The following is a 13,229-nucleotide window of genomic DNA, read 5'->3' as shown; positions in this document are numbered from 1 at the left end:
GAGCCCGCTAACGATCGGCAGAAACTGCTTGAGCACCCGCAGTGACGATTACTTGAGTAACGTCTGCATGTCGCTGGTCATTCCCTTGATGGCCGCTTTGAAGTCATTCGCGGTGATTTTCTGGCTGGCGTTCTTCAGGTTCTCGCCAAACACTTTACGCACGGCTTTTGCGACCGGTGCACCGGTTTTGGCGTCGATCAAGTCCGCCTCGATATACAGTTCGGTATTCTGGTCGCGATGCCCCGTGGCGGCCTGAGTTGCACCTATGACTGCCGCGACCGGCACCACTTCGTACCATTTCATGCCTTCATTGGTGGCTGTCACGCCAGTGATTGCCGCCTGCAGGATCAGCGCTCGCTCGCCTTTGCGAACATCTCTGGAGTCTGGAACGACCAGGTAGTTTTGGGACAATGCCTGCTTGGCGCTTTCAGTGGTGTAGGCCTGCAGTTCCTGTAATGTTTTCAGGTCCACGCGTTCATCCGGCTTGGGCGCCGGATACAGTTCCAAACGCTCGAAGACCACCGTGGAATAATCCGCAGGCTTGAATCCTGGCGCCACCCAGCGCAGCACTTCCACGCCACTTGGCGAGGTGGTTTCCTGCAGGCCGCCATAACTCTTCAGAAAGCCGGAGTACTGTTGTTGCTCGGTAACTTTCGATACGCAACCGGTCAATAACAAGCTGCTCAGTGCGGCACCCGTTATCCATTTGTGCGAGAAGTTCATGTAACGGTACTCCTTGAGGGATGTGTTCCTGAATGTCTGTTATTCAAGGCCAGACCCTGTGGCCTCAGCCCTTTCGGCAATAAGGCCCGCTGGATCTCTGCCTGAGCAATCGAACGACTGCTTGCCAACTGCAAGCAGCCGCAAGTTCGCGTTACTTCGATGCCACCACTGCCGGCGGCTGCCAGCTGCCGCTGCCTGCGGGAAGAATCGAAGGTGCCGTGGTCTTCGGCCAGTAGAGGCGCATCACCAGATAGACCGTGTCGTCAGGCGCCGGCAACCAGTTGGCTTCCTTGGCCTTGCCCGGCGAATCCTTCTGGATGTATAGGGTCAGCGAGCCATCCGCGTTCTTCTTCATCGCCGACAGCATCGGCGAATTGATCAGATAGCGGTTGAGCGGGTTCTTGATCAGCAGCTGGCTCTTGCCGTCGTACATGGTCACCGACCAGAAGGCATTGACGGGCGGCAGTTTGCCGGCCGGGAAGGTCAGCGTGTAGTTGCGCTTGCCGGTATTCAGCGTCTGACCGCTGCCGTCGGTGCGCGTGTAGGGGTACGTCGCCTCGGTGGCGTTGTTGCCGTACAGACCGCCCTTCGCGGCGCCGGCCCGCATCAGCCAGTCGCCTTTGTAGAACGCCTGGTCGCCGAAGAACGCGCCGACGTTCCAGCCGTTGATGTTCTTCATGCCGCTCGCGAGGAACTTGTCGACCTGCTCGTCGCCGGCCTTCATTCCCAGCAGGATCGCGGCCTTGTGCTCGAGCGAGAGGTCCTTGAATTCGAAGCTGCGACCGGGGCCTACGCCGATGCTGGCCAGCTTCGCCCGGATCGCCTTGTCCTCAGCCGATGGCGGCACATACTCCAATGCGGCCGACAGGTACTCGAAGAAGTTGGCCTTGATGCCCTCCGTGGTGGCCGGCACGAAAGCGATTTTCGGCGCAGCGGGCGGCGCGGGTTGATGGAGGAAGGCGGACAGCGGCTGGATCTTGTAAGCCGCCTGCACCTTCTCGACATTCGGCATGTCGGCCGGATTGAACAGCTGGGTGCGGATCAGCGTCAGTGCGAAGGGCGTCGTGGAACTGAACACCTTGTCGATGCCAGGGGGGGTCGCCCCCTTCCAGTCGGGACCTGCGATCAGATAGCTCCCGGCTGCGCTGGCCGTGGCACGGCTGCCGATGTAACCGTAGTTATAGGTGTTGCCGTCGATCAACTGCACCGAGTAGTAACGTTTTTTGGAGACGGCCGGCACGGTGATCACCAGCGGCTCGGCGCGCAGGTCGGCCCAGAGTATCGAGTACGGTGTGTCGCTGTTGGGCGTAATGACGGCCGTATCGGCGGGAGTAGAAACCCGATGCTCGTTGTACAGCTGGTTGAAGGGGGCCTTGAACTGGCTGGACTTGGCGTCCACCGCGAATTCGTTCATCACGGCGTAGTTCATGACCAGCGGCAAACCGTAGATAAAGCCTTCCTCGGCGATCGCCTTGGTCTGCACCAGACTCGGCGCGGCCACGCCCTTGGCCACATCCGCCTTGTCGGCCTGTGCGATCGGATCGTTCTTGCCCGCACACCCCGCGAAAAGCGTTGAACCCACGACGACGACCGCCGCAGCCATTGTCCAGCCCCTGTTAGACTTCCTGTTCATGTTCACCTCGTTGGTTTTGTGCAAGCTGACGTCGTGAGTGTTCATATCCACGGTCAAGTCATCTGAAGACCTGAAACCCTCGCCGATTTTTTAATAGCGCCAAGTCATGTTGGCGGTCAGGGCTTGAATCCAGGCGTTGTCGAACTCGCCTGATACATGATCGCCAGACAGCGTTTTTTGCTGATCGACTGACATGTCCCCCATCCACACCGTGACCCAACTGAAATTCACGTCTGTCTCTTTATTCAGCGAATAAGTAAAGCCTGTGGCGAAGCGCCAGGCGGCGCCCATGGGCACGGTGAGCGTACGATCACCATCGGACACCGCGGAGGTGTCATAGGCGATACCGAAATCCCAGATCCAGTCCTGGTTCATCTGGTATTGAGCGCCAAGCGCCAATTGATACGTGTCTTTGTAATGCGCATCGATCGAGGCGGCCCTTGAACCGGTTCTGGACGTGTCTACGTCAATACCGATGTCGCCGAATTTCGACCAATCCTGCCAATTGACTGTAGCCAGAAAAGCCCATTGCGTATCCAGTTGCTGGTACAGGCTGAGGGTCGCCGTTTGCGGTACTTTCAGATCGATCCTGGTGTTGACGCTGTTGAGGCGGCTCACCAACGGAGCACTGCTCTTCACATCCAGGCGATCCTCGAAGTCGAGGTCAACCTGACTGGTGTAAGCCAGGCCAATCCGGGTACCGGGCTTTGGGGCATAAATCACGCCTGCGTTGGCGCCGTAACCCCAGGTGCTGTCCCGGTATTTGTATTGGCCGTCACCCCGTTGTGTCAGTCCGAGCGGCGCCTGATCGATGGCGGCTTCGCTCTTCAGCATCCCGTACATGGCTTTGAGTCCGACGCCGACGGACCACTGATCGTTGAAACGATAGGCGACACTGGGTACGAGTGACAGTCCCGCAATGCTCGCGTTCTGTACGAAATAACGGCCGGACCAGTCGTTGTCATAGTTTTCAGCCAGGCCGAAATCGCCATAGGAGCCGAAACCGACGGACCACCGATCATCCAGTTGATGGCTGATGAAGAAACTGCCACCCGGTATGGGATCGAGCGCGTTACCACTGCCAGTGCCCGGTGTATTGGTTTCACTGTCTTTATCAAAAGATAAGTCACCAAAAAGAACCTGAGCGCCAGCGGAGATCTGTGTTCCGCTGAGGTAACTCAAGCCTGCGGGGTTGCTGGCGATGGTCGAAGGGCCTTGTGCCCGGGCCGCTGCACCGGCATTGGCCAGTCCGACGTTGTCGGTGGCGGTTTCGTACAACATCAGGCCACCGGCAACACTGCGGCCACTGGTCAAGAGTGTCAGCGCACCAAGAACAGTAATCGACAACACACTTTTATTTAATGGCATGAAATCCCTCTCTATCAGATCACTCAGTCTATGTCGCTTGCATCGCCCGAAGGCCAGGGCTTCGTTTTTTTCTCGTGTGGCCTTCTTGAGTATCTGCGCGGAACTCCACCCGCAGGTGCAACTAATCGCCAACCTCATGAACAGCACAAAAAACCGAAGATCAGCTTTGCAATCAGCCTGTTGTTGCGTTCACTTTACGGCAATCATCAGAAAGGCATCTTGCATTTTCGGACAGTGCGCGCGGTATCTCGGTGGTATGGAAATTGGCGAATCACCCCTCAATGGAGGCTACTCCAGTCCATTTCTCCAATGCTGCGGTGACGTATTTGTCCACGTTTTGAATGCACGGGAGAAGGCGTTTGGATCCTGGTATTGAAGGGCCTGAGAGATTGTGGATATCGGCAAATCCGTATCTTTCAAGAGCTGCCGCGCGAAGTTGCTTCTGGAGTCGGTGATCAGTTCTTTAAGGTGAGAACCTTCCGCATCCAGCCGGCGTCGCAATGTTCTTTCATTCAATGAAAATTGACTGGCGATGTGCCTGGAGTTTGCCTGGCCTTTCAATAATAGAGCGTATGCCTGACTCTTTATTTGTTCTGAAATCGTCAAAGGTGACGTGGCGGTCGAAATAGCCAGTTTTAGCAGGTGGTGTAAGCGTGGGTTCGCCGTACATTGAACCTGCCGGAGTTGCTGATTGTTGATTACAAGTCCGGAGATGCTTGCGTTGAACTGAATGTTGCAGCGAAATTTTCTGACGTACGGGGTGATATCCGATGGCTTGCGATATGAAAACTGCACACGAACGGGTGTCCAGTTAGCGCCTAACAATGTCCGTAACATTTGCAGGCCAACCATGACGGCAGTGTCGACAAGTAATGATTGATTGGGCAGGTCGTGGCGATAAATGACATATCCCAGCAAACTATGTTGGCCCGCCAAGGGAAGAAGGAGTGGGGTCGCGCCACGATCATAGAGGTTTGCATGTCCGACCAGATCGATCAATGCATCGCCTGGTGTATTCGCCAGACGCATAAGCTGGCCCACCGGCCCCAACTTATCCAGTGTAAAACGCTCGCCTATCAGTAAGCCAATGTGGGCGCAATCTGTGTGTTCGAATGCAGCCTTGAACAGGTGAGCAGCGTCCATATAGGCGAGGTGCCGTTCTTCATTGACGAATTGCTCTAAACTCAGGCCTGCTTTCTGGAATACCCTCTGCGACGAACCACCTATAAAATCAACCACTTCCGGCAGGCTTCGAAATGGACTCGTGTTGATTTCTCCTGGGCCACTCATTTTTAAAGGCGATTGTTTTTTTGGCATATCCGTTCGCAATCCTACTCTCTGACCTTTAGATAGTATCTCAGAGCCATCACCTCGAATACTTCAGGCTGCTGCAATCACCAACGTTGTCGCCCATTGTTCTTTTCGAAACCGACCTGTGCATGTCGGTAGCAGGCAGGTTGTCGTTTTCGGCCATTCCCTACCAAAAACGCTACCTTATTGCCCACTGCCAATGAGTAGAGCGGTTGACCCCATCTCCTTCGCTTTTAACCTTGCGCCTTGCGACCATCGAGATAGAGACATCGGAGTGTCGTTTTTTGAACGCATGGAAGAATCCATTGAAGTCAGGTGTGAGTTTTGCAGATAAATACAAATAGCTCGCCCGACGAGCAATAAAAAGAGCCTGCGCCTGAGGCCGTTTACCCGCTTTGTGTGAGGAGATACCGCGATGACGACGTTCAACTCCGGGGCCCAACCCCAGAACAGTGCGCCTCAATCCATTGGCTTTCTGCTGCTGGACAATTTCACGCTGATTTCCCTGGCGTCCGCAGTGGAACCCCTGCGCATGGCGAATCAGTTGTCCGGTCGCGAGCTGTATCGCTGGACCACGCTCACCGTCGATGGCGGTCAAGTCTGGGCCAGTGACGGTCTGCAGATCACCCCTGACGCCGCCATGCACAAAGCACCGCCGCTCGACATTGTGATTGTCTGTGGCGGGATCGGCATTCAACGCACGGTGACTCGCGCACACGTGTCCTGGCTGCAGAGTCAGGCACGTCAGTCCAAACGCTTGGGCGCGGTGTGCACCGGTAGCTGGGCGCTGGCCGGTGCCGGCTTGCTGGATGGATTCGATTGCAGTGTGCACTGGGAATGCCTGGCGGCGATGCAGGAAGCCTTTCCCCGGGTGACCATGAGCACCCGGCTGTTCACTCTCGACCGTAACCGTTTCACCAGCTCCGGCGGCACCGCGCCACTGGACATGATGCTGCACCTGATCAGCCGCGATCACGGGCGTGAACTGTCGGCGGCCATTTCCGAGATGTTCGTCTATGAGCGCATCCGCAATGAGCAGGATCACCAACGCGTGCCACTCAAGCACATGCTCGGCACCAACCAGCCGAAATTGCAGGAAATCGTGGCGCTGATGGATGCCAACCTCGAAGAGCCGATCGACCTCGACGAACTGGCGGTGTACGTCGCCGTTTCGCGACGTCAGCTGGAGCGGCTATTCCAGAAGTACCTGCACTGCTCGCCATCGCGTTACTACCTCAAGCTGCGCCTCATCCGCGCGCGGCAATTGCTCAAGCAAACGCCGATGTCGATCATCGAAGTGGCGTCGGTCTGCGGTTTCGTGTCCACGCCGCACTTCTCCAAGTGCTACCGCGAGTACTACGGCATTCCGCCGCGTGACGAGCGTGTAGGGTCCAACACCACACAACAAGTCGCGATGACGCCGCTGCCGCAAGCGCTGGTGCTGTCGCCGTTGTCCGGACCGTTGTCGGCGCTGAGCCAGGCCCGTAACGAATCAACTTTTGCCAGCGTTCGGATATAGCCCGATCCGTCGGATCCATCGCCGCAGCAGAGCGATCGGTGTCTGCCGGTCAGCTGTAATGGGTTGATGGAGTGATTGAAAACCGCAGAGTCCCTTTGGTCTGCGGCGGCGTCACAAATTTGCGTGCAGGCAAAAAAATGCTTCCCCCGCCAACGATGCCGGTTACCACGAGCGGTGTTTTGTGCATGGCGGCGTCGGGGGAGATCTGCAAGCCATCGTTCAAATGAGTTGGTTCGTGATCACGGCCCCGAGCCTTGGTATCCGGTCGTGATCCGTGTCCTACCAAAGGACAATGTCGTAGGTAAGGTAGATCCGGTTGCTATCACGCCCCCGGGAATAATCCGAGCGGTAGACATAGTTGCGAAGGCGCACGCCCAGGCCCTTGAGAGTGCCTCCTTGAACGACGTAAGCCAGCTCGGTATCACGCTCCCATTCCTTGACGGTGGTATCGGATTTACCGTCATTGCCGCTCAGGTAGCGCGCGGAAAAGGTCAAGCCAGGTACGCCTGCGGCCGCGAAGTTGTAGCCGTAATTAAGCATCCAGGTCTTCTCGTCTTCCTCAATGAATTTGCCAATGCCAGCGTTACTGAATGAATAGACGGTAGCACCACTGATGAAGGGTAAGCCTGCATCGCCGCTGAGGGTCTGATAGCCACCCCCCATCGTATGGCCCGCGATGGCATACGATAGTTGGCCACTGAGCATGTCGTTGTCGATTTTGCCGTCGAAGGCAGATCCAGTATCAGCGCTATGGAAGTAGCGCAAGTCACTGGTGAGCACTCCACCGGCCAAAGGCAGGTCGTGTTGGATGCCTGCGAAGTTCTGGCGGTAGAAGTTGTCGAGCTCGCCATGGAAATAGCTCAGGCGGATGTCCTTGCCCAATTTATATTCGGCACCGGCGTAGCTGAAGTCTCCTGATTTATCCCCACTGAAACCGTCAGGTACGATCGGCACACTGTCGGTAGAATCCCGGAGTTTGAAACGGTCCAGGTACCCTCCGGTGACGGTAAGGTTTTCTATGTCGCTGCTGCTTATTTGGGTGCCTTGATAGGTCTGTGGCAACAATCTCGCATCGTTGTAAATCAGCACAGGGGTCTTGGGCAGCAAGGTGCCGTATTTGACGGTGGTCTTTGCAAACCGTGCTTTTGCTGTAACACCGGCACTGGCAAACTCGTCGGCCGCCCGACCGTCATCATGAACCGGCAATAGTCCGGTACCGCTACGGCCACGACCTGAGTCGAGCTTGACCCCAAGCAGGCCAAGGGCATCAATGCCAAACCCCATCGTCCCTTGTGTAAATCCTGACTGATAGTCCAGCAAGAATCCTTGAGCCCACTCGGTTCGCTCACTTTTTGCGGTTCTCGCTGCTCGTGCGCTCATGCCGTGCTCGTCACGAAAGTTTTCGTTGAAATACACATTTCGTAGTTGCAGTTTAAGTTTGCTGTCATCGATAAAGCCTTCGGCGCTGGCACCGGCCATTGGCAACAAACCTAAAACGCAAAACAAAGCCTGACGGGAATACAAAAAGCTCATGGCAAATTACTCATTATTGTTTTTTAGAGTGCAGGACAGCGCGCGCCTCGCTAGTGAGGCGCGTTGGACAACGGCATAAGATTTGGGTGAATCAGGTGAACAGGCTGATTGCCCCGGTTAACAAGGCCAGTGCAGTAACCACCAGCGAGGTGAGCACCGCCCATTTGACAGTGGCTTTCTGGAAGTCGCCAATATCGCGGTCGACCATTCCCACCAGCAACAGAGTAGAAGCGACCAGTGGGCTCATCAGGTGTACAGGCTGTCCGAGAATAGACGCTCGGGCGATCTCCACGGGATCAATGCCGTAAGCTGTGGCCGCATTGGCCAGGATCGGCAATACGCCAAAATAGTAGGCGTCGTTAGACAGTACGAAGGTCAGCGGCATGCTGGTGATCGCAACGACCAGTGGGAACAGGTGCCCCCAGGACGGCGGGATCCAGTCGACGAGGGTTTGGGCCAAGGCGTCTACCATTTTTGTACCCGAAAAAATCCCGGCAAAAATCCCGGCTGCAAACACCAGCAACACGACGGTCATGGCATTGCCCGAATGGGCAAGGATGCGTTCTTTCTGAATGTCCAATTGTGGATAGTTGATCATCAGCGCCAGAACGAAGCCGATCAGGAACAGAATCGCGGAGTGCATCAGCCCCATCACTAGAGCTGCCATCACTGCGGCTACGAGTAGCAGGTTGATGTACGCAAGCTTGGGACGCTTGTGCGGTGTGTCCTCGAGAATCGCCTCGATGTAGCAATCGCCGCCACCACTTTGCAGCTGAACATTGCCGATACGCTTACGCTCGGCACGGCCCAGCAAAAACGCGGTAAAGACTACCCACATCGCACCACCAATCATGGTCGGTAGCAAAGGCACGAAGTATTCACCTGCATCCAGGCCCAATGCCGCGATCGCGCGAGTCGCGGGGCCGCCCCATGGCGTCATGCCACTCATAATGCTAAGAGACAACATAGCGATGGTCGCTAATATCATCGGGTTCATGCCGATGCGCTTGTACAGCGGCAGCATTGCCGCGCAAGTAATCATGTAAGTGGTTGTGCCGTCACCGTCCAAAGCTACAAGCAAGGAGAGGAGGGCAGTGCCAACAGCGATCTTCATTGGGTCACCATTGACTCGCTTCAATATTTTGCGAATCAGTGGATCGAATAAACCGGCGTCGATCATCAAGCCAAAGAACAGGATTGCGAATAAAAGGAGTGCAGCTGAAGGGGCGACCATTTTCAGGCCGTCGAGCATCAACTTGCCGGTGGTGCCGCCAAATCCGCCAATGACGGCGAATACAATGGGCACAACAGTCAGTGCGACAATGGGCGACAAACGCTTAGTCATTATGAGGAAGGTGAATACGACCACCATGGCTAAGCCAAGGAAAGCGAGCATAGGACGATTCTCTTGTTGTTATCGTTAGAGTGGCTGACGCCGAGGCATACGCACCCCAACCCGCTAAGCGACACGATCAACGGTGCCTGGCGGGTGGGTTTTGAGTAAAGTCAGGAGTAGGAACTATCCGATCTTGGCGTTCCTGGCGACTTCCAGGTCTTCCCAGGATTCTTTCTTGGCCAGCGCCTCAGCCGGAACAGGTTTTCCGTCCAGGGTTTGTATCAGCGTTTCCCGGTTGCAAGCATTTTCCGATATAGAGATCACGACAGTTGCCACAGCATTGCTGGCCAGGCTGGTCAGTGCACGTGCCTCGGACATGAAACGATCGATGCCAATCAGCAAGGCCAAGCCGGCCAAAGGTATGTCGTGAATCACGGTCAGCGTAGAGGCCAGTGCGACAAAACCGCTGCCGGTAACGCCAGCAGCTCCTTTTGAGGACAAGAGCATGATCGCCAACATGGTGATGGTCTGGGTGAAGGTGAGGTCGATGTTGCAGGCTTGGGCAATAAAAATGGCGGCCAGCGACAGATAGATGGCAGTACCATCCAGGTTGAACGAATAACCTGTCGGCAATACCAGGCCCACCACGCCTTTCTTGCAACCCAAGGCTTCGAGCTTCTCCAGCATGCGCGGCATCACAGGTTCAGTGGAAGACGTCCCCAGTACCACCAGGAACTCTTCACGCAAGTATCGCAACAGCTTCCAGAGACTGAAGCCATTAGCGCGACAAATGCTTCCCAACACCACGAAAACAAAGAAACCGCAGGCGATGTACAAGGTCATGATCAATTTCGCCAGCGAACCAAGCGAAGTGATGCCGTACTGCCCTACCGTGAACGCCAACGCGCCGAAAGCGCCGATGGGTGCAAAACGCATCAGGTAAGAGAAAATCTTGAACACCATGTGCGACGCGGCTTCAAGAACGTCAAGCACCGGCTTGCCACGCTCGCCAAGCGAGGACAGGGCAAAGCCAGACAACACCGCAATGAACAGCACCGGCAGTACTTCACCCTTGCTGAATGCACCGATAAAGGTATCGGGGATGATGTGCATGAAAAACTCGACCACCCCAAGCTTCGCAGCCGACTCGGTGTATTGAGTCAATCCGCTGGTGCTTAACTGACTCGGATCAATATTCATGCCGGCGCCAGGCTTGAACACATAGACAGCGACCAGGCCGATGATCAGGCTGATCACCGTCAACCCAAGAAACAGCAACATGGTCTTGCTGAGCAGGCGACCGAGTGAACGCTTGTCACTCATCCCGGCAATGCCAGTGACGATGGTGCAGAACACGACAGGTGCAATCATCATCTTGATCAGTTTGATGAAGGCATCACCGAGCGGCTTGAGAGCGATAGCTTGCTGAGCCCAGAAATGCCCGACGATTACGCCCAGCAGGACAGCGCAGAGGATCTGGAAATAGAGCGATTTAACAACTTTCATGGCATCACCCATTTTTAGAATTGTGCTGATGCAAAATGCCAACTGATACCGAGATTTATCCGGCAAGTCGCGCAGTGGCAGTGGCGTAGACGTAACCGGCGAAAAGCCTGCGAGCGGTGCGTACTACGGAGGCACGAATGGTCTCAGCCTTGTCGCCGGTATAGGACAACACGACGTCAATTGCGCCGCTTGGATGCTCGATTCGAACATTTTCCAGGCGAGGGGTGCTGATTCCACCCAGCATCTGCGCGACTACGCTGCCTTCAGTGACGCAAGCGGTGGCCAGGCCGATGGAGCCAGTAATGGCAAGGGCACGGTGGCAGTTGTGGGGCATGAAGTAGCGAACCTGGATCGTGCCACCGGCTTTGGCCGGTGATACCAATACGGGTTTGGGAATGACCTTGTCGCTGACATCACCCAGACCCATTGCAAGGCCTGCTTGAAGCCGCAACGACTCGAGGCGCCGCAAAAATTCCTTGTCGGCGTCCAGTTCGGCCGGGCTTTCATCTCCACGTTTGCCCAACTGGCCAGCTTCGACAAGAAGCATTGGCATTGCCATGTCGATGCAGGTCACAGGAACGTTATCGATCACATCCTGTGTGTTTCCTGTAGGGAAGAGTTTGCCAGTCTTACTGCCGGCGGCATCGAGGAAGGTCAGTTGCACCGGTGCAGCGGTACCCGGCACGCCGTCGATTGCAGTCTCTCCCTCGTAACTGACCTTGCCATCCGGGGTCTGCACTTCGGAATTCACAAATGTCCCTGTGTTCAAATTGCGAATGCGTACGCGAGTACGCTCGCCGGTAGCCTTGACCAGCCCCTGTTCAATAGCAAATGGACCCACGGCGCACAGCATGTTGCCGCAGTTGGGAGCGGTATCCACCCGACGTTGTGAAACCATCACTTGTACGAACAGATAGTCGACATCCGCATCCGGGTGCAACGAAGGGCTGACAATAGCTACTTTGCTGGTTTGCGGGTTGCCGCCGCCGATGCCATCGATTTCCAGCTCATGACCTGAGCCCATCAGGTTGAGCAGCAGCTCGTCACGGGCTTCGATGGCTACAGGTAAATCCCAAGCGAGAAATACCGGGCCTTTGGAAGTACCGCCACGCATTAGCACACAGGGAATTCTTTGCATGACACAGACTCTTGTTGATCAATCGGGGTACTTGATGTTCTTGAGGCAAGAGTGTCAGGCTTTAAAAAATGTTTCCAATGCAAATATCGTCGCTATTATTGCGTTTGACGAATGATTAAATTGAGGTAGATTGCTATCCATTCTCGTTGCTGGCATGACAAAAAATGGACTATGAGCTTAACGACATACGATCTTTCGTGAAGATTGCCGAACTGGGCAGTTTTCACGAAGCGGCTGATGCGCTGCATCTGTCTCAGCCAGCCTTGAGCCGGCGTATCAAAAAGCTGGAAGAAGGGTTGGGAACCTCATTGCTCGATCGCACAACGCGCAAGGTCAGCCTGACCAGCGTAGGTAGGGATTTTCTGCCTAAGGCACGGCGATTACTGGACGATTTCGATGAGTCGATTCTCAATATCCGCGAGCTCGCGGAACGTCAAATTGGCAGGGTGACCCTGGCGTGTATTCCGACTGCCGCATTCTACTTTCTGCCTTCGGTGATCCGCCTGTACAACGAGCGCTATCCTAAAATTCGAATCCGACTGCTGGACCTTAGTGCGAATGAAGGCCTTGAGGCAGTCCTGCGGGGTGAAGCCGATTTCGGCATCAATATGATGAGCGGCCAGCACCCGGATATCGAGTTCGTGCCATTAGTGAATGAGCCTTTTGTGTTGGCCTGCAGGCGTGATCATGAGTTGGCTGAACGTAGCTCGGTGACCTGGTCTGAACTCAGCGATTATCGTCTTATCGGCGTGGGTCGCCTGAGCGGAAACCGTATGCTGCTGGATCACGCTTTATCAGGCTTGAGTTGGCGCCCACAGTGGTTCTACGAGGTACAGCACTTGTCTACTTCTCTGGGCCTGGTAGAGGCTGGGCTAGGCGTATCGGCGATGCCAAGTCTGGCAATGCCTGCCGGGGATCACCCAACGCTGGTAAGCGTCCCTTTGATAGAACCTGTGGTGAATCGATCGTTGGGATTGGTTTACCGTCGCGGGGCATCACTATCCCCCGCTGCGGAGAAGTTCGTTTCAATACTGCTCGAACAATGGCCGCAATGAGGGATCGGCGAAGCAAGTTTTACTCGACAGCCTTGACCATGTCCTCTATGACCTTTTTAGCGTCGCCGAACACCATCATGGTCTTGTCCAGGTAGAACAGTTCGTTG

11 protein-coding genes are annotated in these 13,229 nt (G+C 55.5%); 2 read left to right on the top strand and 9 right to left on the bottom strand.

The annotated features are described in order from the left end of the window. Positions 1-48: 48 nt before the first annotated feature. The 4 genes from ACM6J5_RS08740 to ACM6J5_RS08725 form a co-directional block, all read right to left on the bottom strand. Entirely contained in the window at positions 49-723 is a 675-nt protein-coding gene (locus tag ACM6J5_RS08740; RefSeq protein ID WP_150672736.1) for a DUF3313 domain-containing protein, read from the bottom strand. A gap of 151 nt (positions 724-874) precedes the next feature. Continuing rightward, positions 875-2,356 carry a DUF1254 domain-containing protein gene (locus tag ACM6J5_RS08735; protein WP_414928207.1) on the bottom strand — a complete coding sequence of 494 codons (1,482 nt, stop codon included), beginning with the start codon at positions 2,354-2,356 and terminating at the stop codon, positions 875-877. Positions 2,357-2,446: 90 nt separating this feature from the next. After that, positions 2,447-3,724 (bottom strand): OmpP1/FadL family transporter, encoded by a 1,278-nt coding sequence (locus tag ACM6J5_RS08730; RefSeq protein WP_414928532.1) that lies wholly within the window; start codon positions 3,722-3,724, stop codon positions 2,447-2,449. Positions 3,725-4,012: 288 nt separating this feature from the next. Then, positions 4,013-5,041 (bottom strand): AraC family transcriptional regulator, encoded by a 1,029-nt coding sequence (locus ACM6J5_RS08725; protein WP_414928206.1) that lies wholly within the window; start codon positions 5,039-5,041, stop codon positions 4,013-4,015. A 409-nt stretch (positions 5,042-5,450) separates the two neighbouring features. Between ACM6J5_RS08725 and ACM6J5_RS08720 the strand changes: the two genes are divergently transcribed. Then, a complete protein-coding gene (locus ACM6J5_RS08720) occupies positions 5,451-6,554 on the top strand; it encodes a GlxA family transcriptional regulator (RefSeq protein ID WP_414928205.1) in 1,104 nt (367 codons plus the stop codon). Between the two features lie 279 nt (positions 6,555-6,833). On the opposite strand, the gene ACM6J5_RS08715 is transcribed toward ACM6J5_RS08720, so the two are convergent. The 4 genes from ACM6J5_RS08715 to ACM6J5_RS08700 all read right to left on the bottom strand — a co-directional run bounded on the left by ACM6J5_RS08715 (position 6,834) and on the right by ACM6J5_RS08700 (position 12,067). Next, the gene (locus tag ACM6J5_RS08715) at positions 6,834-8,087 is read right to left on the bottom strand and encodes an OprD family porin (protein ID WP_414928204.1); all 1,254 of its coding nucleotides are present in this window, start codon (positions 8,085-8,087) and stop codon (positions 6,834-6,836) included. Between the two features lie 91 nt (positions 8,088-8,178). Then, the gene (locus tag ACM6J5_RS08710; protein ID WP_414928203.1) at positions 8,179-9,483 is read right to left on the bottom strand and encodes a CitMHS family transporter; all 1,305 of its coding nucleotides are present in this window, start codon (positions 9,481-9,483) and stop codon (positions 8,179-8,181) included. Positions 9,484-9,606: 123 nt separating this feature from the next. Then, a complete protein-coding gene (locus tag ACM6J5_RS08705; protein WP_095946310.1) occupies positions 9,607-10,941 on the bottom strand; it encodes a dicarboxylate/amino acid:cation symporter in 1,335 nt (444 codons plus the stop codon). Between the two features lie 43 nt (positions 10,942-10,984). Continuing rightward, positions 10,985-12,067: a 4-oxalomesaconate tautomerase gene (locus tag ACM6J5_RS08700; RefSeq protein ID WP_095946309.1), complete on the bottom strand. Its 1,083-nt coding sequence runs from the start codon at positions 12,065-12,067 to the stop codon at positions 10,985-10,987. A gap of 164 nt (positions 12,068-12,231) precedes the next feature. Between ACM6J5_RS08700 and ACM6J5_RS08695 the strand changes: the two genes are divergently transcribed. Then, entirely contained in the window at positions 12,232-13,122 is an 891-nt protein-coding gene (locus ACM6J5_RS08695; RefSeq protein WP_095946308.1) for a LysR family transcriptional regulator, read from the top strand. A 19-nt stretch (positions 13,123-13,141) separates the two neighbouring features. Here the strand turns inward: ACM6J5_RS08695 and ACM6J5_RS08690 are convergent. Then, a partial coding sequence (locus ACM6J5_RS08690; RefSeq protein WP_414928531.1) for a hypothetical protein occupies positions 13,142-13,229 on the bottom strand: 88 nt, incomplete at its 5' end.

This window comes from Pseudomonas sp. IT-P74 (assembly GCF_949768175.1).
Classification (GTDB): Bacteria; Pseudomonadota; Gammaproteobacteria; order Pseudomonadales; family Pseudomonadaceae; genus Aquipseudomonas.
The sequence above is the reverse complement of the archived record's forward strand: the minus strand, read 5'-3'. Positions and strand labels throughout refer to the sequence as shown.